The sequence below is a fragment of the Pseudomonas brassicacearum genome (assembly GCF_000585995.1).
Taxonomy (GTDB): Bacteria; Pseudomonadota; Gammaproteobacteria; order Pseudomonadales; family Pseudomonadaceae; genus Aquipseudomonas; species Aquipseudomonas brassicacearum_A.
Genome location: NZ_CP007410.1, coordinates 5,439,742 through 5,463,024 on the forward strand (window position 1 = coordinate 5,439,742; position 23,283 = coordinate 5,463,024).

23 protein-coding genes and 1 pseudogene are annotated in these 23,283 nt (G+C 59.6%); 8 read left to right on the plus strand and 16 right to left on the minus strand.

Annotation, left to right across the window (positions count from 1 at the left end):
* Nucleotides 1-94 precede the first annotated feature (94 nt).
* The 5 genes from CD58_RS23265 to CD58_RS23285 all read right to left on the minus strand — a co-directional run bounded on the left by CD58_RS23265 (nt 95) and on the right by CD58_RS23285 (nt 4,009).
* Entirely contained in the window at nt 95-1,030 is a 936-nt protein-coding gene (locus tag CD58_RS23265) for a glutathione S-transferase family protein (protein WP_025215347.1), read from the minus strand.
* A gap of 79 nt (nt 1,031-1,109) precedes the next feature.
* Entirely contained in the window at nt 1,110-1,433 is a 324-nt protein-coding gene (locus CD58_RS23270) for a GIY-YIG nuclease family protein (protein WP_025215348.1), read from the minus strand.
* A gap of 39 nt (nt 1,434-1,472) precedes the next feature.
* Nucleotides 1,473-1,943 carry a nuclear transport factor 2 family protein gene (locus tag CD58_RS23275; RefSeq protein ID WP_025215349.1) on the minus strand — a complete coding sequence of 157 codons (471 nt, stop codon included), beginning with the start codon at nt 1,941-1,943 and terminating at the stop codon, nt 1,473-1,475.
* Between the two features lie 88 nt (nt 1,944-2,031).
* The gene (locus tag CD58_RS23280; RefSeq protein WP_025215350.1) at nt 2,032-3,360 is read right to left on the minus strand and encodes a CynX/NimT family MFS transporter; all 1,329 of its coding nucleotides are present in this window, start codon (nt 3,358-3,360) and stop codon (nt 2,032-2,034) included.
* On the minus strand, nt 3,350-4,009 hold the full coding sequence (locus tag CD58_RS23285) for a FadR/GntR family transcriptional regulator (RefSeq protein ID WP_025215351.1): 660 nt from the start codon (nt 4,007-4,009) through the stop codon (nt 3,350-3,352). Before CD58_RS23285 ends, CD58_RS23280 begins: the two co-directional genes overlap by 11 nt.
* Nucleotides 4,010-4,225: 216 nt before the next feature.
* On the opposite strand from CD58_RS23285, the gene CD58_RS23290 reads away from it, so the two are divergent.
* Nucleotides 4,226-4,705, plus strand: coding sequence for a type II toxin-antitoxin system MqsA family antitoxin (locus tag CD58_RS23290; RefSeq protein ID WP_025215352.1), 480 nt, complete (start codon nt 4,226-4,228; stop codon nt 4,703-4,705).
* Nucleotides 4,706-4,764: 59 nt separating this feature from the next.
* Here the strand turns inward: CD58_RS23290 and CD58_RS23295 are convergent, their stop codons facing one another.
* From CD58_RS23295 to CD58_RS23310, 4 genes are all read right to left on the minus strand, one after another.
* Entirely contained in the window at nt 4,765-5,529 is a 765-nt protein-coding gene (locus CD58_RS23295; RefSeq protein WP_003178331.1) for an amino acid ABC transporter ATP-binding protein, read from the minus strand.
* An 11-nt stretch (nt 5,530-5,540) separates the two neighbouring features.
* A complete protein-coding gene (locus CD58_RS23300) occupies nt 5,541-6,638 on the minus strand; it encodes an amino acid ABC transporter permease (RefSeq protein WP_025215353.1) in 1,098 nt (365 codons plus the stop codon).
* Nucleotides 6,639-6,648: 10 nt separating this feature from the next.
* On the minus strand, nt 6,649-7,830 hold the full coding sequence (locus CD58_RS23305; protein ID WP_025215354.1) for an amino acid ABC transporter permease: 1,182 nt from the start codon (nt 7,828-7,830) through the stop codon (nt 6,649-6,651).
* Between the two features lie 65 nt (nt 7,831-7,895).
* Nucleotides 7,896-8,927, minus strand: a complete 1,032-nt coding sequence (locus CD58_RS23310; RefSeq protein WP_003178326.1) for an amino acid ABC transporter substrate-binding protein — start codon at nt 8,925-8,927, stop codon at nt 7,896-7,898.
* Between the two features lie 473 nt (nt 8,928-9,400).
* Here CD58_RS23310 and CD58_RS23315 point away from each other — a divergent pair, with 473 nt between their 5' ends.
* The 5 genes and pseudogenes from CD58_RS23315 to CD58_RS23335 all read left to right on the plus strand — a co-directional run bounded on the left by CD58_RS23315 (nt 9,401) and on the right by CD58_RS23335 (nt 14,691).
* Nucleotides 9,401-10,057, plus strand: a complete 657-nt coding sequence (locus CD58_RS23315; RefSeq protein ID WP_025215355.1) for an alpha/beta hydrolase — start codon at nt 9,401-9,403, stop codon at nt 10,055-10,057.
* A gap of 99 nt (nt 10,058-10,156) precedes the next feature.
* Nucleotides 10,157-11,620 carry an ATP-dependent RNA helicase RhlB gene (gene rhlB, locus CD58_RS23320; RefSeq protein ID WP_025215356.1) on the plus strand — a complete coding sequence of 488 codons (1,464 nt, stop codon included), beginning with the start codon at nt 10,157-10,159 and terminating at the stop codon, nt 11,618-11,620.
* A gap of 127 nt (nt 11,621-11,747) precedes the next feature.
* On the plus strand, nt 11,748-12,701 hold the full coding sequence (locus CD58_RS23325) for an ornithine cyclodeaminase family protein (RefSeq protein ID WP_025215357.1): 954 nt from the start codon (nt 11,748-11,750) through the stop codon (nt 12,699-12,701).
* A gap of 148 nt (nt 12,702-12,849) precedes the next feature.
* Nucleotides 12,850-13,976, plus strand: a pseudogene (locus tag CD58_RS23330) (NAD(P)/FAD-dependent oxidoreductase).
* Nucleotides 13,977-14,064: 88 nt separating this feature from the next.
* Nucleotides 14,065-14,691, plus strand: coding sequence for a helix-turn-helix transcriptional regulator (locus tag CD58_RS23335; protein ID WP_025215358.1), 627 nt, complete (start codon nt 14,065-14,067; stop codon nt 14,689-14,691).
* Nucleotides 14,692-14,745: 54 nt separating this feature from the next.
* Here CD58_RS23335 and CD58_RS23340 read toward each other — a convergent pair whose 3' ends face one another.
* The 7 genes from CD58_RS23340 to CD58_RS23365 form a co-directional block, all read right to left on the minus strand.
* Complete coding sequence (locus CD58_RS23340) at nt 14,746-15,522, minus strand: ABC transporter substrate-binding protein (protein WP_025215359.1); 777 nt, start codon at nt 15,520-15,522, stop codon at nt 14,746-14,748.
* Nucleotides 15,523-15,775: 253 nt separating this feature from the next.
* Nucleotides 15,776-16,228: a molybdopterin synthase catalytic subunit MoaE gene (gene moaE, locus CD58_RS23345; protein WP_025215360.1), complete on the minus strand. Its 453-nt coding sequence runs from the start codon at nt 16,226-16,228 to the stop codon at nt 15,776-15,778.
* Between the two features lie 3 nt (nt 16,229-16,231).
* Nucleotides 16,232-16,474: a MoaD/ThiS family protein gene (locus CD58_RS23350; RefSeq protein WP_025215361.1), complete on the minus strand. Its 243-nt coding sequence runs from the start codon at nt 16,472-16,474 to the stop codon at nt 16,232-16,234.
* The gene (gene moaC, locus CD58_RS23355; protein WP_025215362.1) at nt 16,471-16,944 is read right to left on the minus strand and encodes a cyclic pyranopterin monophosphate synthase MoaC; all 474 of its coding nucleotides are present in this window, start codon (nt 16,942-16,944) and stop codon (nt 16,471-16,473) included. Before moaC ends, CD58_RS23350 begins: the two co-directional genes overlap by 4 nt.
* Before the next feature lie 263 nt (nt 16,945-17,207).
* Entirely contained in the window at nt 17,208-18,602 is a 1,395-nt protein-coding gene (locus CD58_RS23360) for a PhoH family protein (protein WP_025215363.1), read from the minus strand.
* An 86-nt stretch (nt 18,603-18,688) separates the two neighbouring features.
* Entirely contained in the window at nt 18,689-18,934 is a 246-nt protein-coding gene (locus tag CD58_RS31140) for a hypothetical protein (protein WP_158482164.1), read from the minus strand.
* Between the two features lie 4 nt (nt 18,935-18,938).
* Nucleotides 18,939-20,063 (minus strand): polysaccharide deacetylase family protein, encoded by a 1,125-nt coding sequence (locus CD58_RS23365; RefSeq protein ID WP_025215364.1) that lies wholly within the window; start codon nt 20,061-20,063, stop codon nt 18,939-18,941.
* A gap of 285 nt (nt 20,064-20,348) precedes the next feature.
* On the opposite strand from CD58_RS23365, the gene yaaA reads away from it, so the two are divergent.
* Together yaaA and CD58_RS23375 are read left to right on the plus strand one after the other, a co-directional pair.
* Complete coding sequence (gene yaaA, locus CD58_RS23370; RefSeq protein WP_025215365.1) at nt 20,349-21,128, plus strand: peroxide stress protein YaaA; 780 nt, start codon at nt 20,349-20,351, stop codon at nt 21,126-21,128.
* Between the two features lie 810 nt (nt 21,129-21,938).
* A complete protein-coding gene (locus CD58_RS23375) occupies nt 21,939-23,255 on the plus strand; it encodes a nucleotide sugar dehydrogenase (RefSeq protein ID WP_025215366.1) in 1,317 nt (438 codons plus the stop codon).
* The last annotated feature ends 28 nt before the right edge of the window (nt 23,256-23,283 follow it).

A 23,283-nucleotide genomic window follows, 5' to 3' on the forward strand; every position in this document is an offset into this window, starting at 1 on the left:
CGAGCTTGCTCGCGATGGCGGCGGCACATTCAACATCACTGGCCCAGGCAGACCGCCATCGCGAGCAAGCTCGCTCCCACCGGTCATTGGTTGCTCAGCGCGCCTCGATCCGAAACCCAAACCGCGGAAAGTGCACATGCACCACTGCGCCACGCTCATCCTCGCGGCGCAGGATCAGTTCTTCACGACCGGCAAACAGCAACTCCCCAACCACCGGGTCGACGCCATAGTCGGTCGCGGCAATCGATACCTGTTGCCCCTTCGTAAACCCGTTCGGCTCGTCGAATGATTCATCCGGCAGCGCCGCCGGCGTAGCGTTGCGGGCCACTTCCAAGGCTTCCTCGGAACTCATCGCGCTCGACGCACCATGGCCGAAACCCAATACTCGCGCCAGCCAGGTCGAGACGGCCGGGTAAGCGTCCACCAGCGGCGAGGTCACCGGCGTGCCCTTGAGGAACCACAGCGGATGGGCCATGGCGAAGTCGGCAATCGAGGGATCACCCAACAGGAAGTCGCCTTCCTCACGCTGCAACTGTTGCTCGAGGCGCGCCATGATCGTCGGCCACTGGTGCCGGGCTTGCTCGGCAGCCAGGCGTGTGGTGGTACCACCACTGAACAGCCCGGCACGGTCGGCGATGAATGCCTTGATTGCTTCAGGCGGTAGTTTAGCGAAACGCATCGCCACCGATTCCGGCTGGAACACCAGGCTCACCGCATGCTGGAACACCACCGAGTCGGCCCATGCCGCAAAAGACGCCGCGATCATTTCCCGGCCTTCGGGGAACAGCGCCGGCGAGGCTTTTTCCTGTTCCAGTCGGCGGGCAATCAGGGACGTGTCGCAATAAATATCCGCGCCGACCTGCAATACCGGGGTCTTGCGGTAGCCGCCCGTCAGGGCCGTCAGGTCGGGTTTGGGCATCATTGGCGGGATGTGCACCGAACGCCAGGACAAGCCCTTGAAACCCAACAATAGACGGGCTTTTTCCGCGAAGGGAGACGTCGGGTAATGATGAAGAATCAGCTCTGACATGAGATTCGCCACTGCAGGAAGTAAGTCCCGCAGCTTAGCGCGCCAGGGACGGGCGGCCTACCCTCCTGATGAGGGCCTATCAGTCCGGTTGATGAGGTCGCGCGGCGCTCGCCACCAGGCATTCCTTGGCGCTTTTCCTGAGCTTTTTGATCAGCCGCTCCTGGCGCAGGGCTTCGCGCTTGTCGCGGCAAGCTTCTGTGTACACCAACGCCACCGCCGGACTGGAGAGAAAGAAGCGCGCGCCCTTGCCGCTTTGATGCTTGGCAAAACGCCGTAGCGGGTCATCGCTGATGCCGCAGTACAGCGAGCCGTTGGCGGCCCGCACCAGGTAGACGAACCAGGGTTTGCCCGGTTCGCTCGCGGCGTGCACAGGCGGATCGGCAGAGAGGTTGACGGTGGTCACGGCATGTTCAACGGACGAAGGAAACAAGCCGCGATCTTATCAGCGACTGGCCTGGAATGCCCGCAGCCCCTTGAGGGCCTGGGCCCTGACGGCGTTGCGCACCAGCGGCGTCCAGCCCAGCAGCAGACCCTTGGCGCCCAACGCCTGCCGGGACCAGCGCCACAGATCAAAGCTGTCATGGTGCTCACAGATCTTGTCGTCGCGAAAAACGAAACGCGCCTGAATGTCATTGATCACGATGTTGCCGGTCTGGCTAAACAGGTACGTCGCGACCCAATGGGCACCACCGGTATGCTCATCGCTGCGCACGTTATCGAAGGTCAGGGAAAAGTCCTTGGCCCGGGTGGTGAGCATGCGCCACATGTCGCCGGCATCGCGCCCGCGCAGTTCGCCGAACGCCGGGTCGCTGAACACCACGTCGTCGGTGTAGCAGGCGCTCATCGCTTCAGCGTCCAGGCGCTGGAAGGCCTGGTAGAACCGGGTGATCACGGCATTGTGGGCATCACTCATGGGCAGTCTCCGAAAATTCGCTTCAATAGACCTGCACGATAATCTGCCGTCGCGGGGAACACTACCGTCATTCGCCATGAAAATGACATCAACTAAGAGGGGGAACTCTTTCGCTGCTGACCCCTACGTACAGCGCGCGGCCGGCCCCGATACCCGCGATGATCGCCCCCAGGCCTACCAGGCCGAAGATCCAGCCCAAGGCATTCCAGCCGCCGGTCAAATCGTGGACCACGCCTACCGCGAATGGCCCAAGCGACGCCAGTGTGTAGCCGAAGCCCTGGGCCATGCTGGAGAGGTTAGCGGCCACATGGGCGTCCCGCGAGCGCAGCACGATCAGCGTCAGCGCCAGGCTGAACGCCGCGCCCTGCCCCAGGCCCAGCAGGATGGCCCAACCCCACAGCCCCTCAATGGGTGCATAGAGGCAACCGAACAACCCACCAAGGGCCATGAGCATGACGATCACGATGGCCAGGCGCTGGTCCTTGCCGCGGGTTGCCAGCCAGGGCGCCGCGAGGGAACTGATCAACTGCACGATGACCGAGACGGACAGCACGAGCCCGGCTTGGGTCGGGGTAAGGCCACGTCCGATCAGGATCGAAGGCAGCCAGCCGAACACGATGTAGGCCAGGGACGATTGCAGCCCCATGTACAACGTCACCTGCCAGGCCAGGGGATCACGCAGCAAACCGCGAACCCGATACGCCGCTTGATGAGCACCGTGTTTCTGGCCCACTTGTGGCAACCAGAACACCGCCGCCAGCAATGCCGGAATCGCCCAGAAACCAAGGCCCAGGGCCCAACGTTGGTCCAAGTGCTCGCTCAACGGCACCGTCGCCCCGGCCGCCATCGCCGCGCCCAGGCACAGCGCCATGGTGTAGACACCGGTCATGGTACCGGCCTGTTTGGCGAAGTCGCGCTTGACGATGCCTGGCAACAACACGCCGATCACGCCAATGCTCGCCCCAGCCAGGATACTGCCGGCGAACAGGCCGACCTGGCCGAAAGAGCTGCGCAAAATGATCCCTGCGGCCAGCGTCAGCAAGATCCCCAGCACCACGCGCTCGGCACCGAAACGCCGCGCCAGCACCGGCGCCAGCGGCGCGAACAGGCCCAGGCACAGCACGGGCAACGTGGTCAGCAAACCGGCCTGGGCAGCCGACAGGCCAAGGCTTTTTGAGACTTCACTGAGCAGCGGCGCCATGCTCGACAGCGCTGGACGCAGGTTCAGCGCCACCAGGATCAACCCGAGCAGCAACAACCAGGGCCGACACACCAACGGCGGACGCTGCTGGGCCTGCTCGTCGTCGGCTTCGGCGTCGATCAACAATTCTTCGAGTTCGGCGGCGCGCTTGGGCGTCGTCGAGGGGGTACGGTCAAGCACATCGCGGGACATGGAAAGCTCGGGTTCAGGGTTCATTGATCAACTGTCGGCACAGGGCCTTGGCCCGTTGCGGATCCTGTCGTTCGACAGCGTCGAGGATTTCGCCGTGCAGGTCGAACACATGTTGATGACGAGGAACGATGTTGAGGCTCTGGCGCAATTGCGCGCCGATCACACTGGAAAAATAGCGATACAACTCGCTGAGGGCCGAGTTGTGCGCGGCGTCCACCAAGAGACGGTGGAACACCAGGTCGCAGGCGATGTAGTGCTCCAGATCGCCGTGGTAATGCTCGCCACTGGTTTTCAGCGCCTGGCGCAAGGCACGCAAATCGTCATCGGTGCGCCGCAACGCAGCCAGGCCGATGGCCTCGACTTCAAGGATATGCCGGGTTTCCCGGGCCTGATCCAATGAACAGCGAGACAGGACCTTGAGGGTATCCAGCGGGTCCACCGTCGCTCGCACATAACTGCCGTCGCCCTGACGGATTTCGATCAGCCCGGAAAACGCCAACACCCGCATGGCTTCGCGCACGGTGTTGCGACTGATCCCCAGCTCGGCCACCAACTCGGGCTCGGTGGGCAAACGCTGACCGACGGCCCACACGCCATCGCTGATGCGCTGGCGCAGTTGGTCCAGGGCCTGATCGACCAAGGATCGCTTAATTAATGGAGAAATGTCTGACATGGAACCCACCCTTTCATCCAATCATAGGATGAATTTTCTGACATGTTAGTCAGCTTCGCGTAGGACGGCAACCGCCTAGGGTCAACAAGAGGTAAAGAAACGAGATTTTCGATTAGTCAAAAATTACCCTTTTAGGGTAATTTTAAGGACAAGGCAGAAGGTGACGTACCGCCCCAGCGGAGGCCCACCGGTAATTTCCTTCAAGGAGAAAAACTCATGAAACAGCAATGCTTCAGCTGTGGTGCCCCGGAAGGTATGTTGCATTTCGAAGGTCGCGGCGAAACCATGAGCGTCAAGGGACTGGAACGCCGGGTCGATGACTTGTCTGGCTGGGAATGTCAGATGTGCGGCGAAGTCGAGCTCGATGCAAGCTGCTCGGATCGCTACGACCACGCAGGTGATGAACTGGTCAACGCGGCCAGGCGAATGATCGGCGAAGAGATCAAACGTGTCCGGCGCAAACTGCATCTATCGCAAAAGGAAGCGGTACTGCTGCTATCGGGCGGTGGACACAATGCGTTTTCCCGCTACGAGCGCGGCGAGGTAGTGCCACCCAAGGCGTTGATCTTGCTGATGCGCCTGCTTGATCGCTATCCGCATTTGCTTGCCGATGTCCATGCCTTCGCTGAAGACGCAGACTTGCGGCAATTCAAAACGACGGTGCACAAGGAACACGAGACCCTCACGGCTTGCTGAGCGGCCCATTAAAAACAAACCCGGACAAGTCCGGGTTTATTTCACTGCCTAAGACCGGATCAATGCAGGATCTGGCTGAGGAACAGCTTGGTGCGGTCGTTCTGCGGGTTGTCGAAGAAGTCGTTTGGCGCGGCCTGTTCGACGATTTCACCCTTGTCCATGAAGATCACGCGGTTGGCCACGGTACGGGCAAAGCCCATTTCGTGGGTCACGCAGAGCATGGTCATGCCGTCTTCAGCCAAGCCGATCATGGTGTCGAGTACTTCCTTCACCATTTCCGGGTCGAGAGCCGAGGTTGGCTCGTCGAACAGCATGATTTTCGGCTTCATGCACAGGGCACGGGCGATAGCCACACGTTGCTGCTGACCGCCGGAGAGCTGACCCGGGTACTTGTGCGCCTGCTCTGGAATGCGCACGCGTTCCAGGTAGTGCATGGCGATTTCCTCGGCCTTGCGCTTGGGCATCTTGCGTACCCACATCGGCGCCAGGGTGCAGTTCTGCAAGATGGTCAGGTGCGGGAACAGGTTGAAGTGCTGGAACACCATGCCAACTTCACGACGGATCGCTTCGATCTGTTTGAGGTCGTTGGTCAGCTCCACGCCATCGACCACGATGCGGCCCTGCTGGTGTTCTTCCAGACGGTTGAGGCAGCGGATGGTGGTGGACTTGCCGGAGCCCGACGGGCCGCACAGCACGATACGCTCGCCCTGCTTGACGTTCAGGTTGATGTCTTTCAACACGTGGAACTGGCCGTACCATTTGTTCACGCCCTGCATCTGAATAATGCCTTCAGGGCTCACAGGCTGTTTGATCGCTTCACTCATAAACTACGCTCCTAACGCTTGTGGCCAGTGTCCAGCTTGCGTTCCAAATGCATGGAATAGCGGGACATACCAAAACAGAAAATCCAGAACACCAAGGCGGCGAACACATAGCCTTCGGTGGCCATGCCCAGCCATTTCGGGTCGGCGGCAGCTTGTTTTACGCTGTTGAGCAAGTCGAACAGGCCGATGATGATCACCAGACTCGTGTCCTTGAACAACGCAATAAAGGTGTTAACGATGCCCGGGATCACCATCTTCAGGGCTTGCGGCAGAATCACCAGGCCCATGCTGCGCCAGTAGCCCAGGCCCATCGCTGCGGCCGCTTCGTACTGGCCCTTGGGAATGGCTTGCAAACCGCCGCGCACCACTTCAGCCACATAGGCCGACTGGAACAGGATGACCCCGATCAGCGCCCGCAGCAGCTTGTCGAAGTTCATGCCTTCGGGCAGGAACAGCGGCAGCATCACCGACGACATGAACAGCACCGTGATCAACGGCACACCGCGCCAGAACTCGATGAAGGTCACGCAGACCACGCGGATCGCCGGCATGTTCGAACGTCGGCCCAACGCCAGGACGATACCCAACGGCAAGGCTCCGACAATACCCACGGTAGCGATCACCAGGGTCAGCATCAAGCCGCCCCATTGGCTGGTCGCCACGGCGTCCAGACCGAACACACCACCATGCAGCAGGCACCAGGAGATGATCGGGTACAGCACCAGGAAGCTCAGGCCGTAGATCGCCTTGCGCGGGAAGCGCGAGATGAACAGCGGTGCCACACCGATCACTGCCAGCCACACGGTCAGGTCGACGCGCCAGCGCAGGTCGGTCGGGTAGTACCCGTACATGAACTGACCGAAACGCTGCTGGATGAACACCCAGCAGGCGCCTTCCTTGGTGCAGTCGGCGCGGGTGGTACCGACCCAGTTGGCATCGAGGATCGCCCACTGCAGCAGTGGGGGCACGATCAGGTAGATCAGGTAAAACGCGAACAGCGTCAGCAGCGTATTGATCCAGCTGGAGAACATGTTGGCGCGCATCCACGCCACCACGCCGATGCTGCTGCCCGGCGGGGGCATGTCAGGTTTGAAAGTATGAGTCGTCATGCGCGTTTCCTCACCGCTCGATCAGCGCAATGCGCTTGTTGTACCAGTTCATCAGCAAGGAAATGCTGATACTGATCGCCAGGTACACGCTCATGGTGATCGCAATCACCTCGATGGCCTGGCCCGTCTGGTTCAACACTGTGCCGGCAAACAGCGAAACCATTTCCGGGTAACCGATACCGGCCGCCAGGGAAGAGTTTTTCGCCAGGTTCAGGTATTGGCTGGTCAACGGTGGAATGATCACGCGCAGGGCCTGCGGGATGATCACTTTGCGCAGGGTCGGACCGTTGCGCAGTCCCAGGGAACGGGCGGCTTCGGTCTGGCCGTGGCTGACCGACTTGATGCCCGAGCGCACGATCTCGGCGATGAACGCCGCGGTGTACACGGTCAAGGCCAGGGTCAAGGCCAGCAGTTCCGGGATCAACACCCAGCCACCGACGAAGTTGAAGCCCTTGAGCTCCGGCATTTCCCAATGCACCGGCGCACCAAAGAGCAGCGCGCTCAAGGCCGGAATCACCAGGAACAGCGCCAGGCCGACCCAGAACTTATGAAACGGCTCGCCAGTCGCTTCGAAACGCTTGTTGGCCCAGCGCGTCATCAGCACGATGGCGACGATCGCCAGCACAACGCTGATCACGAACGGCCAGAACCCCTCGGACGTTAGCGCGGCAGGCATGTTCAAGCCCCGGCTGCTGACAAAGAAGGTGTCGCCGAAGTTATGGGCGGCCCGCGGTCCCGGCATGCTCAGGAACACCGCAAAGTACCAGAACAGGATTTGCAGCAGTGGCGGGATGTTACGGAAGACCTCGACATAAACGGTCGCCAGCTTGGAGATGATCCAGTTCTGCGACAGCCGTGCCACGCCGATGATGAACCCCAGGATGGTTGCCAGGATCACGCCGATGAACGTGACCAGCAGCGTATTGAGCAACCCGATGACAAATACCCGGGCATAGCTGTCCGCTTCGGTGTAGTCGATCAGGTGCTGGGCGATGCCGAAACCGGCACTGCGCTCCAGGAAGCCGAAACCGGAGGTGATGCCACGGTGCTGGAGGTTGGTCTGTGTGTTATCGAACAGAAACCAGCCCAGCGCGATAACCGCCACGACAGTGACGACTTGAAATACCCACGCACGCACTCGTGGATCGCTGAGGCTGAGCCTCTGCTTAGGTGCGCCGATTGAATTTTGCATGAAGTGCCCCGCAAAGAATGGAACAGAACATCACCCGGTGGTTGGCCCACCGGGTGATAGAACCATCAGCGCACTGGTGGTGCGTATTGAATGCCGCCAGCGTTCCACAGAGCGTTCAAGCCGCGATCGATTTCCAGCGGAGTGCCCTTGCCGAGGTTGCGCTCGAACATTTCGCCGTAGTTGCCGACTTGCTTGACGATCTGCACGACCCAGTCTTTCGGCAGTTTCAGGTCTTTGCCGTATTCACCGTCGGCGCCGAGCATACGAGCGACGTCAGGGTTTTTGGTGGACTTGGCTTCAGCCTCGACGTTTTTCGAGGTCACACCGGCTTCTTCAGCGTTGAGCAGCGCGTAGCCGGTCCAGCGCACGATAGCCAGCCACTCGTCGTCGCCGTTACGCACGACCGGGCCCAGTGGTTCTTTGGAAATGGTTTCCGGCAGAACCACGTAGTCCTTCGGCGAAGCCAGCTTGCTGCGCTGGGCGAACAGCTGGGACTTGTCGGAGGTCAGCACGTCGCAACGACCGGATTCCAGCGACTTGGCGCTTTCATCGGAGGTGTCGAAAGTGATCGGGGTGTACTTCAGGCCGTTGGCGCGGAAGTAGTCGGAAACGTTCAGCTCGGTGGTGGTACCGGCCTGGATGCAGATGGTTGCACCGTCCAGTTCCTTGGCGCTCTTGACGCCCAGCTTGTTGTTCGCCAGGAAACCAATGCCGTCGTAGTAGGTGATGAAACCTGGAAACTTCAGGCCCATGCCCGCATCACGGGAGCTGGTCATGGTGGAGTTGCGCGAGAGCATGTCGATTTCGCCCGATTGCAGCGCGGTGAAGCGCTCCTTGGCGTTCAACTGGCTGAATTTGACCTTGGTCGCGTCGCCGAATACCGCAGCGGCCACGGCACGGCAGAAGTCAGCATCGATACCGACGATCTTGCCGGTCGAATCAGGCACCGAGAAACCCGGCAGGCCATCACTCACGCCACATTGCACAAAGCCTTTCTTCTGTACGGCATCCAGGGTTGCACCCGCCTGAGCGAACCCGCTGACACCGAGTACTGCAGCAGCAGTCACGACGGCCAGGGTGGATTTCAGTAACTTCATTCAAACCTCCAGTTTTGCTCTTGTTGTGTCGGAGCTCGAGTCCTGTCGCACCCTTTTGAGGCATTGCCGACCCTTGTTGGCTTTTTTTCGGGTCAACCGACGTTTTGGACCTTCGCTATGAGTCTATTAATGAGAACGCCCATAAACAGGGGTCATGCCCACTTCTCACCAATCGGCCGAACGGGCTGTAGCCCTTCACGTTCGCGAAGCCCGCAGCGGCTATTGGCGAACATCCATCACCGGATTTCTGATATCCCATGCGTCGCGTCGAGCTGATAGTGTTACCGCGCAGCGTAAGAATCATCACTCAGGCATCCTCATAGCAAAGCCCGTACCACACCGCTGCGCTTAGCCCTTGTGAAACACGTCAAGACAAAAAGTTGTAAGTTTGCGACATCTAATTAACTGAGACACCAGGCGCGCACTGTAATCACGCACTGATTGAGCGCGACCGCACAATTTTGGAGCACACCATGACCGACCCCTTGATTCTCGAGCCCAGCGGCACTGCCGATGCGTGCGTTATCTGGCTCCACGGCCTGGGCGCCGATCGTTATGATTTTTTGCCAGTCGCTGAAATTTTGCAGCAAAGCCTGCTCACCACGCGTTTCGTTCTGCCCCAGGCACCGACCCAGCCAGTCACGATTAACGGCGGCTACGCCATGCCCAGTTGGTACGACATTCGCGCCTTGAGCCCGGCACGGGCCATCGACGAACAACAACTCGAAGCGTCGGCGCAACGGGTCATCGACCTGATCGAAACCCAGCGAGCCAGCGGAATAGACGCCTCGCGGATTTTCCTGGCGGGTTTCTCCCAGGGTGGCGCGGTGGTTTATCACACCGCATTCGTGAAATCGGAGGGCCCGCTGGGCGGCGTCATCGCGCTGTCTACTTATGCACCGACATTCAGCGACGAACTGCAATTGTCAGCCAGCCAACAGCGTATTCCGGTATTGGCACTGCACGGACAATACGATGAAGTGGTACTCAACCCGATGGGGCGGACCGCCAAGGAGTATTTAAAGCAGCATGGTGTCACCGTGACATGGCAGGAATACCCAATGGGCCACGAAGTGTTACCCGAAGAGATTCGTGACATCGGCACCTGGCTGACCGAGCGGTTGCGCTAAAGCGTCCGATTGCCACGTCAACGCATTGTTCATCACACTACGCCGCGCCCGTTTCTTGCATTACACTGGCCGGCGTACATTCCTTAACCAATCGATGAGATGACCGTGCTCAAAGCACTCAAGAAGATGTTCGGTAAAAGCGAGGCCGAGCAGCTCGCGCCTGGCGCAAGCGCCCCTGTCCACAGCCAGAGCCGTACCGATGCGCAACAACCGCGCCGGGCTGCCCCTGTTGCACAGGCCAAAAAAGAGCCCGCCGCCCAGCCTCTTATTGCCCCTGAACCCGAAAAGCCACGCAACGAAGCCCCCAAGCCACGCCGCGAGCGCGCACCAAAACCGCCGGTCGTCGCCTGGAAGCTCGAGGACTTCGTCGTAGAACCCCAGGAAGGCAAGACCCGCTTCCACGATTTCAAGCTCGCCCCTGAACTGATGCACGCCATCCAGGACCTGGGCTTCCCGTATTGCACGCCGATCCAGGCGCAAGTACTGGGCTTCACCCTCGCCGGCAAAGACGCCATCGGCCGCGCCCAGACCGGCACAGGGAAGACCGCCGCGTTCCTGATTTCCATCATCACCCAATTGCTCCAGACCCCGCCGCCCAAAGAGCGCTACATGGGCGAACCGCGGGCGCTGATCATCGCCCCGACCCGCGAACTGGTGGTGCAGATCGCCAAGGACGCCGCCGACCTGACCAAGTACACCGGCCTGAACGTCATGACGTTCGTGGGCGGCATGGACTTCGACAAGCAGCTCAAGCACCTCGAAGCCCGCCATTGCGACATTCTGGTGGCAACGCCAGGCCGCCTGCTGGACTTCAACCAGCGCGGCGACGTGCACCTGGACATGGTCGAGGTAATGGTGCTGGACGAAGCCGACCGCATGCTCGACATGGGCTTCATTCCCCAGGTCCGCCAGATCATTCGCCAGACTCCACCGAAAAGCGAACGCCAGACCCTCCTGTTCTCCGCCACCTTCACCGAAGACGTGATGAACCTGGCCAAGCAATGGACCACCGACCCGTCCATCGTCGAGATCGAGGCGCTGAACGTCGCCAGCGAAAACGTCGAGCAGCACATCTATGCGGTGGCCGGTGCCGACAAGTACAAGCTGCTCTACAACCTGGTCAACGACAACGGCTGGGAGCGGGTGATGGTGTTCGCCAACCGCAAGGATGAAGTGCGACGCATTGAAGAACGCCTGGTGCGCGATGGCGTCAACGCCGCCCAACTGTCGGGCGATGTGCCACAGCACAAGCGCATCAAGACGCTGGAAGGTTTCCGCGAAGGCAAGATCCGCGTGCTGGTCGCCACCGACGTGGCCGGTCGCGGGATTCATATCGACGGGATCAGCCATGTGATCAACTTCACCCTGCCGGAAGTGCCGGATGACTATGTGCACCGGATCGGCCGGACCGGTCGTGCAGGCGCCGCGGGTGTATCCATCAGCTTCGCCGGTGAGGATGACTCCTATCAGTTACCGTCCATCGAGGCGCTGCTGGGGAAAAAGATCAATTGCGAGACGCCGCCGACGCATCTGTTAAGACCGGTTGAGCGTAAGCGGCCTTAACCGTCTCCACAGAACAGAAAGCGCAGCCCTAAAAAAGCTGCGCTTTTTTTACGCCTGGGATATTGCTTGAATAAACTAAAAGTCCATAATGGACAAATTAGTTTACAAGCAACTTCTCGGAGCCCCGATGACCAGCACGCCTTATGTGATGAACCAAGTCCAGGCCCGAGAACTGCTCGCGCAAGTCGACGTGCCGCAGATCCTGCGCAAGCTGTTCCGCGACCTTGCCGCCGGGCAAGCAGTGCAGCCCGCCCAGCAACTTGTGGAATTCCCCCAAGGCGCCGGGGATTTCATCAACTACCTGGGCGTACTGGCGCAAGACCAGGTCTACGGGGTCAAGACCTCGCCCTATATCGTGCGCGAGCAAGGTCCGCTGGTGACCGCCTGGACCTTGCTGATGTCGATGCAGACCGGCCAGCCCCTGTTGCTGTGCGATGCCGCCGAGCTGACGACCGCCCGTACCGCCGCCACCACGGCTGTCGCTGTCGATGCCCTCGCCCCGCTCCAGGCCCGGCGCCTTGCGGTCATCGGCAGCGGCGCAGTGGCGCGAGCCCACGTGCAGTACGTCAAGGGCCTGCGGGACTGGCAAAGCATCAGCCTCTACTCGCCGGGCCTGAAGAGCAAATCGGCGCAGGCGCTTGCTTCGATCACCGGCCTGGACCCACGCCTGCACATCGTCGACAGCCTTGAAACGGCGCTATACGACGCCGATGTGGTGATGCTCTGTACCTCGTCCGCCAAAGCGGTGCTCGACCCACAGATACTCGGCAAACCAGCACTGATCACTTCCATCAGCACCAACGCCCCTCGTGCCCACGAAGTGCCGCCGCAGAGCCTCAACGACATGGACGTGTTCTGCGATTATCGTCAGACCACGCCTGGCTCGGCCGGTGAAATGTTGATTGCCGGCGAACAGTTCGGCTGGGACGTTTCGAAAATCGTCGGCGATTTGCCCGAACTGCTCAGCGACTACGTGGCACGCCCCGACTATCAACGCCACGTGTTCTACCGCTCCATCGGCCTGGGGCTGGAAGATATTGCGTTGGCGAATGCGCTTTACCATTTACACCGCACTATCTGACACAACTCGATTCCCTGTGGGAGCGGGCTTGCTCGCGAAAGCGGTGTGCCAGCCACATCAATGTTGAAGGTGCTGCCGCCTTCGCGAGCAAGCCCGCTCCCACCAGGGTTTAGCGGACACCCGGCACCGTGCTCCACAGGAGAGCTCCATGACCTCAGCAGACTTCATCATCATCGGCGGCGGCATTGCCGGGGCTTCCACCGGTTACTGGCTGGCCCCCACGGCCGGGTCATTGTGCTCGAGCGTGAATCCCATCCGGCCTACCACTCCACGGGACGTTCGGCGGCGCTGTACACCGCCGCCTATGGCACGCCACAGGTACGGGCATTGACCCAGGCCAGTCGTGACTTTTTCGACGCCCCGCCGAGCGGGTTTTGCGAACATCCCTTGCTCACCCCGCGGGGCGAAATGACCGTGGATTTCACCGGCGACCCGGCCGAGTTGAACAACCAGTACCTCAGCGCCAAGGCCACCGTGCCACAGATGCAGCTGCTCAGCGCCGAAGAAGCCTGTGTGCGGCTGCCGATCCTGCGACGGGACAAGGTCCACGGCGCGATCTACGACCCCACGGCTTGTGACATCGATACCGATGCACTCCACCAAGGCTACCTGCGCGGTATTCGCCGCAATGGCGGTGAAGTGCACACCGACAGTGAAGTGCTCGGTCTGAGTCGCGACGAACAGGGGCTGTGGCAGGTGAAAACCGCCAACCAGAGCTTTAGCGCGCCGGTGCTGATCAACGCCGCCGGCGCCTGGGCCGACCAGGTCGCCGACATGGCCGGCGCCCAAAAACTGGGGCTGCAACCCAAGCGGCGCGCAGCCTTTATCTTCGCTGGGCCCGAGGGTGTGGATATTCATGATTGGCCGATGCTGGTGAGCTTGGACGAATCCTTCTACATGAAGCCCGACGCCGGCATGTTCCTCGGCTCGCCGGCCAACGCCGACCCGGTGGAACCGCACGATGTGCAGCCCGAAGAGCTGGATATCGCCATGGGCATCTACCAGATCGAAGAGGCCACCACCCTGACCATCCGCCGGCCGACCCGCACCTGGGCCGGATTGCGCAGTTTCGTGCACGACGGGGACCTGCTGTGCGGTTTCGATCCGTTGGTACCCGGGCTGTTCTGGGTCGCGGCCCAGGGCGGCTATGGCATCCAGACCTCCCCGGCCATGGGCCAGGCCAGCGCGGCGCTGGTGCGGGGCGAACCGCTGCCCGAGGACCTGGCCCGTTTCGGTCTGAACAACGCCATGCTGTCACCCAAGCGCCTGGGTTGAATCCACCCAGGTGACGCATCGCCACGATTGCGGCACACTCCCCCGCGCCCCTGCTTCACGGGGCGCTGACGCTGCCTGGAGCCCTGTCATGAACGCTGCACAACCCGATCCGGCACTGGATAATTTCCGTACCATCGCCGACGCCATCGCCACGCTGTTCTATCCCCACGCCGAAGTGGTGTTGCACGACCTGCGCACGCAGAAAGTCGACTACATCGCCAACAACCTCTCCAAGCGTGAGATCGGTGATGATTCGTCCTTGGAGGATATGCTCAGCGACGACGCCAGCGAACGTAATATCGGGCCGTACGAAAAGCTGAATTGGGACGGACAGAAAATTCGCAGCCTCAGCAGCGTACTGCGCGACGCCCAGGGTCGCCCGCTGGCTGTGCTGTGCATCAACCTGAATATCTCGCTGTTCGAAAATGCCAAGGCGGCGCTGGACCTGTTCCTGTCGCCGGGCAAATTGATCCCCCAGCCAGACTCACTGTTTCGCGATGACTGGCAGGAGCGAATCAACACCTTTCTGCACGCCTGGATGCGCGAACGTCAGCTGAGCCTGAACCTGCTGACCCGTGACCACAAACGCGAGCTGGTGCTGGCGCTGCACGCTGAAGGCGCCTTCAAGGGCAAAAGCGCCTCCAACTATGTGGCCAATGTGCTGAACATGGGGCGGGCGACGGTGTACAAGCATTTGAAGGAATTGAAGGGCTGAGATCGGTATTGCCTGGCCTGGCGCCATCGCGAGCAAGCTCGCGATAGCGATCAATCAGTCGCCATAGATATCCGACTTGAAGTACTTGCTCTGGATCTTCTGATACTCCCCATTGGCCCGAATCCCATCAATGGCCTTGTTCAAGTCCGCCACCAGCTCGCTATTGCCCTTGCGCACCGCGATACCGGCACCTTCACCGACGTATTTCGGGTCCTTGAGCTCCGGTCCGACAAACCCGTAGCCCTTGCCACGGGGCATCGACAGGAAGTCTTCCAACGGGATGGTGTCGGCAAAAATCGCGTCCAGGCGACCGGACGCCAGGTCCATGTAGATTTCTTCGTTATTGCTGTAGCGCTTGACCGTCACACCCTTGGGTTCGAGGACTTCAGTGGCGTAGCGATCAGTGGTAGTCGCACGCTGCACGCCCACGGTCTTGCCCTTGAGGCTGGCGTACTGGTCATCGACCACCGCACCTTCCTTCATAACCAGCCGCGATGAGGTGAAGTAGTACTTGTGGGTGAAATCCACCGACTTCTTGCGCTCCTCGGTGATGGTCATGGACGACAGCGCCAGGTCGATTTTCTTCACTTTCAACGACGGGATCAGCCCGTCGAACTCACCCTCGATCCATTCGCACTTGACCTGCATCTGCGCGCACAGGGCATTGCCGATGTCGTAGTCGAACCCCTCGATCTTGCCTTCCGAGGTTTTGGAAGCAAACGGCGGATAAGCCGCTTCGATGCCGATGCGCAAGGTTTTCTCGGCGGCGAACAGGCTGCTGGAGGCCAACAGACTCAAGGCCAGGCCGGTGATGAGGGGGAGTTTTTTCATGATCGATCTCTCGCGGGTTGTTGTTGGTTTGGCAGAGAAAGGTGGGGCAAGGACTTTTTATGTACTTATAAATCCATACTGGACTTTAATGTACATATCGTCAATCGGTAGACTGGGGAATGGGATGGGTGGCTGATGGCCTCATCGCGAGCAAGCTCGCTCCCACAGGGGATCCTTGGTGCATGAAGATCCAGTGTGGGAGCGAGCTTGCTCGCGATGGCAGGCGCATGGCTTGCGAAAAAACCACGGGGGTTTACTGCTTCCAGCGACCCGCCGCCGCGTGATCACTGTCGCGCCCTTCAACCCAGCGCGGGCCGTCGGCGGTGTTCTCTTTCTTCCAGAACGGCGCGCGGGTCTTGAGGTAGTCCATGACAAAGGCGCAGGCGTCGAATGCCGCCTGGCGATGGGCACTGGCGGCCGCCACAAAAACAATTGGCTCGCCCGGTTCCAGGGCGCCGATGCGGTGCAGCACTTCCAGTTTGAGCAACGGCCAGCGCTGCTCGGCCTCGGTGGCGATCTTGCCCAGGGCCTTTTCAGTCATGCCCGGGTAGTGCTCCAGGAACATCCCGGACACCTCGAGGCCATCATTGAAGTCACGCACGTAGCCGACAAAACTCACCACCGCCCCGACGCCAACGTTGGCCGCGTGCATGGCGTTGACTTCTGCTCCCGGATCGAACGGATCGGCCTGCACCCGAATCGCCATGGCTCAGCCTCCGGTCACGGTGGGGAAGAACGCCACTTCGTCGCCATCGACCAACGGCTCGTCAAGCTGGCAAAGGTCTTCATTGCGAGCGCACATCAGGTTCTGCTCGCGCAACACATCAAATCCCTCGCGTGCGGCCAACAGTGTTCGAACGTCGTCCACCGTGGCGAAATCCCCTTCGACCTTCTGCGAATCCACGCCCAGGGCCTCGCGATAACGAGCAAAGAACTTCACGGTAATGTTCATCGTGCATCCGCCTGGAAGTGGCCACTTTTACCGCCGAGTTTCTCCAGCACCCGCACGCCTTCGATGATCATGCCCCGATCCACGGCCTTGCACATGTCGTAGATGGTCAGCGCGGCAACGCTGGCCGCCGTGAGTGCCTCCATCTCCACCCCGGTCTGTCCCGACAATTTGCACCGGGCAACGATGCGCACCTGGTCCTCGCCTTCGGCACTGAGCTCGACCTTGACGCTGGTGAGCATCAACGGATGACAGAGCGGAATCAGATCGCTGGTTTTTTTCGCCGCTTGAATGCCGGCAATGCGCGCAACCGCGAAGACATCGCCCTTGGGGTGGCCGCCGCTGACAATCATCTGCAGCGTTTCGGGCAACATGCGCACAAAGGCTTCGGCGGTGGCTTCACGGAACGTCACGGCCTTGTCGGTCACGTCGACCATGTTGGCGCGACCTTGGGAATCGAGATGAGTCAGCACAGGGTTACTCCTGATCGGGAGCATCGATTGTAAACCCGCAGGTCAGATTCCGGCAGGGCTGATTGTCGCACCGATGGAGAACTGCAATTTTTCAGACCCTGCAAATCCTTTGTGGGAGCGGGCTTGCTCGCGAAAGCGGAGTGTCAGACAGCCTATCTGTAACTGTTACACCGCCTTCGCGAGCAAGCCCGCTCCCACAGGGTTATTGGCCGGACACAAAAAAACCGGGCGATATTGAGATCGCCCGGTTTGGCTGGGGGGGGTTACAGATGCGATTCGGCGTATTCGGCCAGAATCGAGCGTGGCACGCCCTGCAGGGTGATGTGGACCCCGTTGGGGAAGTCCTTGAAACGTTCGGTCAGGTAGGTCAGCCCGGAGCTGGTCGCGGACAGGTAAGGGGTGTCGATCTGCGCCAGGTTGCCCAGGCACACCACTTTGGAACCGGCGCCGGCACGGGTGATGATGGTTTTCATCTGGTGCGGGGTGAGGTTCTGGCATTCGTCGATCAGGATCAGGCTCTGCTGGAAGCTGCGGCCTCGAATGTAGTTGAGGGATTTGAACTGCAACGGCACTTTGCTGAGGATGTAGTCGACGCTGCCATGGGTGCTTTCGTCATCCATGTGCAAGGCTTCGAGGTTGTCGGTGATGGCGCCGAGCCAAGGCTCCATTTTTTCCGCTTCGGTGCCGGGCAGGAAGCCGATCTCTTGGTCCAGGCCCTGCACGCTGCGGGTGGCGATGATGCGCCGGTAGCGCTTGCTGACCATGGTCTGCTCGATGGCGGCGGCCAGGGCCAGGATGGTCTTGCCGGAACCGGCGGCGCCGGACAGGTTGACCAGGTGGATATCCGGGTCGAGCAAGGCGAACAGCGCCAGGCTCTGGTAGATGTCCCGAGGCTTGAGGCCCCAGGCCTCCTGATGCAGCAAGGGCTCCTGGTGCAGGTCGAGAATCAGCAGCTTGTCGACGTGGATTTCCTTGATCCAGCCGACGAATCCTTGTTCGTCGATGATGAATTCATTGATGTGCACCGCCGGCAGGTTGTCGATCAGTTGCACCTGGTGCCAGGTGCGACCATGGTCCTGGCGGGTTTCGACTTTGCTCACGCGGTCCCAGAAGGAGCCGGTCATGTTGTGGTAGCCATTGGGCAACAACGAGACGTCGTCGACCAGTTGGTCGGTGCTGTAGTCCTCGGCCGCGATCCCGCAGGCGCGGGCCTTGAGGCGCATGTTGATGTCTTTGGTCACCAGCACCACGGCTTGGTCCTTGTTGCGCGCGTGCAGGTCGATCAATTGGTTGATGATGATGTTGTCGTTCAGGTGTTCAGGCAGCACCAGGTTGGGTTCGGTGCGCTTGCTCATCAGGATCGACAGCAGGCCCTTGGGGCCGCTTTTGCCACGCTGGATCGACACCCCGAGTTCAACGTCTTCAGGGGAGGCATCGCCCAGGGTCTTGTCGATCAGGCGGATTGCCTGCCGGCATTCGGCCGCAACGCTGTGGTGCCCGCTCTTGAGTTTGTCGAGTTCCTCAAGCACGGTCATCGGGATGGCAACGTGGTGTTCTTCGAAGTTCAGGAGTGCGTTTGGATCGTGGATCAATACGTTGGTATCGAGTACATACAGGATTGGCTGGTTGGAGGAAGGGCTACGTCCGTGGTCATCCATACTCGGTCACCTTTGTGGGGGCCATTCGACGCAATACCGTGACAGTGCTGCGCCTCGAAGTAGCCACCGAATTCACCCGCGACGATTCAGGTGAACTGCACACAATCTGGGTCTTGGAAGACGCCACCTGTGTTGCAGGTTTCGGCGGTCTGTCTTCTTGATACTCCAAAAACCATGACAGGAAAAAGCACTTTGACGTTTTTTTGAAGTTTATTTTTCAGAGTGACGAATAACCCTTGGCGTTGCGCCATTGCACCGTTAAAGTCGGAAGTCCGGTCGCCATGAATCTGCGCCGTTTTTTTTGCCTCCCCCAGTGTTTCCGGGCCTTTCAAGGCATCAGCGAAACGCTTCCTGACAATCCTGCCAACCGATCCCGCTTTGCGCCGTTTGCGTAATGAGCCAAGGCATCGCCGTCTTCACCGCATCCTGCTTGGCGTTGAAGTTGATCACTCCGTGGCGCCACAACAGCATCAATGTCAGCGTGCGCTGGGCGCTTTGCTCGGGTTTGAGCCGATTGCTGCTGTCTTGGGGATCAATATCCCACAGCGCCACTTGCAGGCCCTGGCTGCGGAAAAAGGATCCGGCATCGCCACGGCGCTGGCCCTGGGGCGGTCGGAACAGCGGCACATAATTCTCTGGCAGCTTGCCCTTGACCAAGTCGACGCTGCGCCGTACCGAGTCCTGCCAGTCCTGCCAATAGCTGTGGGAGCGGAACTCCCAACCCTGTACACCCACGCATTGACCCGAATATAAAACCTGGAGGCTGTTGACCGAGCTGTCTGCCAGCCGCGCCTGGATGTCTTTGCCCAGCACAAAGAAAGTGCCGCTCATGTTCGATTTGCGCAGGTATTCGGTCAGCCACGGCGTATTGTCCGGCGCGATGTTGGCCCCACTGTCGAAGGTCAGCAGAAACAGTCGGTCGTTCATGTCGTCACCGTTGCGCTCGTAATCGCCGAAACGCTCGATTTCGCTGCTGCTCTGGGGAAACAGCGCAGCCTTGCGCAGCAGTTCATCGCGGTATTGGGTATGGAAGATCCGGCTCGGCTCGGCCCACTTGATGTAATAGGAGTTTTCATCGAGCCGGAATCTGCCCGCCTCTTCGCGCAGGGAGGCCATGTCCTCGACCAGGTAACAGAAGGAAGCATCCTGGTCGCAGCTTTGCTGGGCGAAGTTGTAGCTGGTCAGCAACCGCTGCCACAACCGTGCGCGAAGGGTGCCGATCGCCGCCATATTGACCGTGCGCAGACCCAGATACTGCTTGAGCGCGATTTCGTCCATGGCATCGGTGTCCAGCAGGACACGGGCGAACATCAGGATTTCGGCCCGCGAGGCCACGTCGAACAAGGTCGGGCTGGTGAGTTGCTCCGGCCAGGTGCTGCGGTCCAGGGTGGCGGCGTCGTTGGGCGCGGCATAAGCACCGAGGCTCAACAGCCAGGCCGATAACAGAAGGGCGATACGCAAAAGGGATGTCTCCATAACGAAACCCGCGCGGCATCATAGCCGATCTGTGGCGAGGGGATTTATCCCCGCTGGGCTGCGAAGCAGCCCTAAAAATCTGCGGCCTCATTGATCAGATTGATTCCACTTTGTTGGGGCTGCTGCGCAGCCCAGCGGGGATAAATCCCCTCGCCACAATGAGCACGCCACAAAATTCGGCACCTCACCACCGATCACCTATCGCCCCAATAGCTGGAGTCCACCCAGACAACCCCCTAGAATCGCGGCACCTTTGAAGGAGACGATTACATGCTGATGGTGATTTCCCCCGCCAAGACCCTTGATTACGAAACACCGCCGGCCACCGAACGTTTTACCCAGCCGCAATACCTGGACCACTCCCAGGAACTGGTCGAGCAGCTGCGTGAGTTCTCGCCGGCGCAGATCAGCGAACTGATGCACGTCTCCGACAAGATCGGCGGCCTAAATGCCGCGCGGTTCGGCAGCTGGACTCCGGCGTTCACCCCGGCGAATGCCAAACAGGCATTGCTGGCCTTCAAGGGTGATGTGTACACCGGCCTGGATGCACAGAGCTTTGGCGAAGCCGATTTCGATTATGCCCAACAGCACCTGCGCATGCTCTCCGGCCTTTATGGCCTGCTGCGCCCGCTGGATCTGATGCAACCCTATCGCTTGGAAATGGGCACGAAGCTGGCCAATGCCCGGGGCAAGGACCTGTATGCCTTCTGGGGCACGCGTATCAGCGAATGGCTGAATGAAGCCCTGGCGAGCCAAGGCGATGACGTGTTGTTGAACCTGGCGTCCAACGAGTACTTTTCGGCGGTCAAGCGCAGCGCACTGAAAGCGCGCGTCATTGATACCGAATTCAAGGACCTGAAAAACGGCCAGTACAAAATCATCAGCTTCTACGCCAAAAAAGCCCGAGGCTTGATGAGCCGGTTTGTCATTCAAGAGCGCATCAATGATCCCGCGGCGCTCAAACAGTTCGATGTGCAGGGCTACCGCTTCAACCCACAGCAGTCGAGCCCGGACAAGCTGGTTTTCCTGCGTGACCATGCTCCTGAATAAAGCATAACCTTATAACGCCCCCTGATCGGGGGCCTCGATTGAACTCATACTCGTCATCTAACTTCCCTCGCACTTCGCCAGTTCAATGACGCCAATAAATCGACCCCTCTGTTCGCTAACTTTTCTTTCACTCGACACTCGTCAGTTTTTTGCGTAGTGGCACAGAAATTTTTTATCGGTAGTGGCACATAAACATCTACCCTTCCTAACTCCCCATTTATAAAGGATGAAACGGTAAGTGCCATCATCCTGAGACTAGTGCCATCTTTCAAAATATTTCGAAAAATTTCGAAAATGGCGATGAGCGGATCGGAACTATGTCGAAATGCATGGCTCATACCACCCGTAACGATTCTCGCCGAGCGTGTAAGAGATGACTTACATAGGACGCCGATCTAAGTAACCGAGTTGTCATGGCAATTTAGCGAAACGGTCGCCTATTTGGATCCATCTTATAAAGGACAGGAGATAACGCACCATTACTATCCCCTACAAGGCCAAGGCTGCGCCCCTATAACGTGCTCACCCGAGCACACAAGCTTCTGATTTTGTGGGCTTTTTGCCAGGGATCAGAGGTGAAGAATTTTTTGCACGAGCGTTCTTGATAACGAGGACTGGCTGCATAACAGGGCAGGTCATAACAACTAGGCCGCTTTGCGCACAACTTGAGTGCACTTATTTAGACACTCGGAACTTAGTATGCCTGCACACGGCACTGTGGCGCCTGCATTCCACACTTCCGAGTGCTCGATGACCGCTGAACACTATTAACTCCGGCCATTCAATGGCATGAAAACAGAGGGAAATGCGATGCGCATTAGCATATTTGGTTTGGGTTACGTCGGTGCAGTATGTGCCGGTTGCCTGTCTGCACGGGGCCATGATGTAGTTGGCGTAGATGTCGCCAAAGACAAAATCGACATGATCAACGCGGGTAAATCGCCGATCGTTGAACCGGGTCTTGGCGAGCTGTTGGCACAAGGCATTGAAACAGGTCGTCTGCGCGGCACTACCAACTTCGCCGAAGCGATTCGCGATACTGACCTGTCGATGATTTGTGTCGGTACACCGAGCAAAAAGAACGGCGACCTGGAACTGAACTACATCGAAGCGGTGTGCCGCGAGATCGGTTTTGTCCTGCGCGAAAAGACCACCCGCCACACCATCGTGGTCCGCAGCACCGTACTGCCGGGCACCGTGGCAAACGTGGTCATCCCGATCCTCGAAGACTGCTCCGGCAAGAAAGCCGGCGTTGATTTCGGCGTCGCGGTCAACCCTGAGTTCCTGCGCGAAAGCACCGCGATCAAAGACTACGACCAACCGCCGATGACCGTTATCGGCGAGTTCGACAAAGCCTCTGGCGACGTTCTGCAATCGCTGTACGAAGAACTCGATGCACCGATCATCCGCAAAGACATCGCCGTCGCTGAAATGATCAAGTACACCTGCAACGTGTGGCACGCCACCAAGGTGACCTTCGCCAACGAGATCGGCAACATCGCCAAGGCCGTCGGCGTCGATGGTCGCGTCGTGATGGACGTGGTCTGCCAGGACAAGGCCCTGAACCTGTCCCAGTACTACATGCGCCCAGGCTTCGCCTTCGGCGGTTCGTGCCTGCCCAAGGATGTCCGCGCCCTGACCTACCGCGCCGGCTCCCTGGACGTGGAAGCGCCACTGCTCAACTCGCTGATGCGCAGCAACGAATCCCAGGTGCAGAACGCCTTCGACATCGTTTCCAGCCATGACAAGCGCAAGGTCGCCCTGCTGGGCCTGAGCTTCAAGGCCGGCACCGACGATCTGCGTGAAAGCCCTCTGGTGGAACTGGCGGAAATGCTGATCGGCAAGGGTTTCGACCTGAAGATCTACGACAGCAACGTCGAATACGCCCGCGTCCACGGTGCGAACAAGGATTACATCGAGTCGAAGATTCCTCACGTCTCGTCCTTGCTCAACGCCGATTTCGACGCAGTGATCGACAGCTCCGACATCATCATCCTGGGCAACCGCGACGAGAAGTTCCGCGCGCTGACCGAGAACGTACCGGAAGGCAAGCAGGTCATTGACCTGGTCGGTTTCATGTCCAAGGCCACCGACCCGAGTGGCCGGACCGAAGGCATTTGCTGGTAAATCTGTTTGCCGGCTGGGGCTTGGCCCC

Excerpts from the sequence above, each read along its gene's own strand:
- CD58_RS23265 (WP_025215347.1), bottom strand. The coding sequence starts at position 1,030 with ATGTCAGAGCTGATTCTTCATCATTACCCGACGTCTCCCTTCGCGGAA.
- CD58_RS23275 (WP_025215349.1), bottom strand. The coding sequence starts at position 1,943 with ATGAGTGATGCCCACAATGCCGTGATCACCCGGTTCTACCAGGCCTTC.
- CD58_RS23280 (WP_025215350.1), bottom strand. The coding sequence starts at position 3,360 with ATGAACCCTGAACCCGAGCTTTCCATGTCCCGCGATGTGCTTGACCGT.
- CD58_RS23285 (WP_025215351.1), bottom strand. The coding sequence starts at position 4,009 with ATGTCAGACATTTCTCCATTAATTAAGCGATCCTTGGTCGATCAGGCC.
- CD58_RS23290 (WP_025215352.1), top strand. The coding sequence starts at position 4,226 with ATGAAACAGCAATGCTTCAGCTGTGGTGCCCCGGAAGGTATGTTGCAT.
- CD58_RS23295 (WP_003178331.1), bottom strand. The coding sequence starts at position 5,529 with ATGAGTGAAGCGATCAAACAGCCTGTGAGCCCTGAAGGCATTATTCAG.
- CD58_RS23300 (WP_025215353.1), bottom strand. The coding sequence starts at position 6,638 with ATGACGACTCATACTTTCAAACCTGACATGCCCCCGCCGGGCAGCAGC.
- CD58_RS23305 (WP_025215354.1), bottom strand. The coding sequence starts at position 7,830 with ATGCAAAATTCAATCGGCGCACCTAAGCAGAGGCTCAGCCTCAGCGAT.
- CD58_RS23310 (WP_003178326.1), bottom strand. The coding sequence starts at position 8,927 with ATGAAGTTACTGAAATCCACCCTGGCCGTCGTGACTGCTGCTGCAGTA.
- CD58_RS23315 (WP_025215355.1), top strand. The coding sequence starts at position 9,401 with ATGACCGACCCCTTGATTCTCGAGCCCAGCGGCACTGCCGATGCGTGC.
- rhlB (WP_025215356.1), top strand. The coding sequence starts at position 10,157 with ATGACCGTGCTCAAAGCACTCAAGAAGATGTTCGGTAAAAGCGAGGCC.
- CD58_RS23325 (WP_025215357.1), top strand. The coding sequence starts at position 11,748 with ATGACCAGCACGCCTTATGTGATGAACCAAGTCCAGGCCCGAGAACTG.
- CD58_RS23335 (WP_025215358.1), top strand. The coding sequence starts at position 14,065 with ATGAACGCTGCACAACCCGATCCGGCACTGGATAATTTCCGTACCATC.
- CD58_RS23340 (WP_025215359.1), bottom strand. The coding sequence starts at position 15,522 with ATGAAAAAACTCCCCCTCATCACCGGCCTGGCCTTGAGTCTGTTGGCC.
- moaE (WP_025215360.1), bottom strand. The coding sequence starts at position 16,228 with ATGGCGATTCGGGTGCAGGCCGATCCGTTCGATCCGGGAGCAGAAGTC.
- CD58_RS23350 (WP_025215361.1), bottom strand. The coding sequence starts at position 16,474 with ATGAACATTACCGTGAAGTTCTTTGCTCGTTATCGCGAGGCCCTGGGC.
- CD58_RS23360 (WP_025215363.1), bottom strand. The coding sequence starts at position 18,602 with ATGGATGACCACGGACGTAGCCCTTCCTCCAACCAGCCAATCCTGTAT.
- yaaA (WP_025215365.1), top strand. The coding sequence starts at position 20,349 with ATGCTGATGGTGATTTCCCCCGCCAAGACCCTTGATTACGAAACACCG.
- CD58_RS23375 (WP_025215366.1), top strand. The coding sequence starts at position 21,939 with ATGCGCATTAGCATATTTGGTTTGGGTTACGTCGGTGCAGTATGTGCC.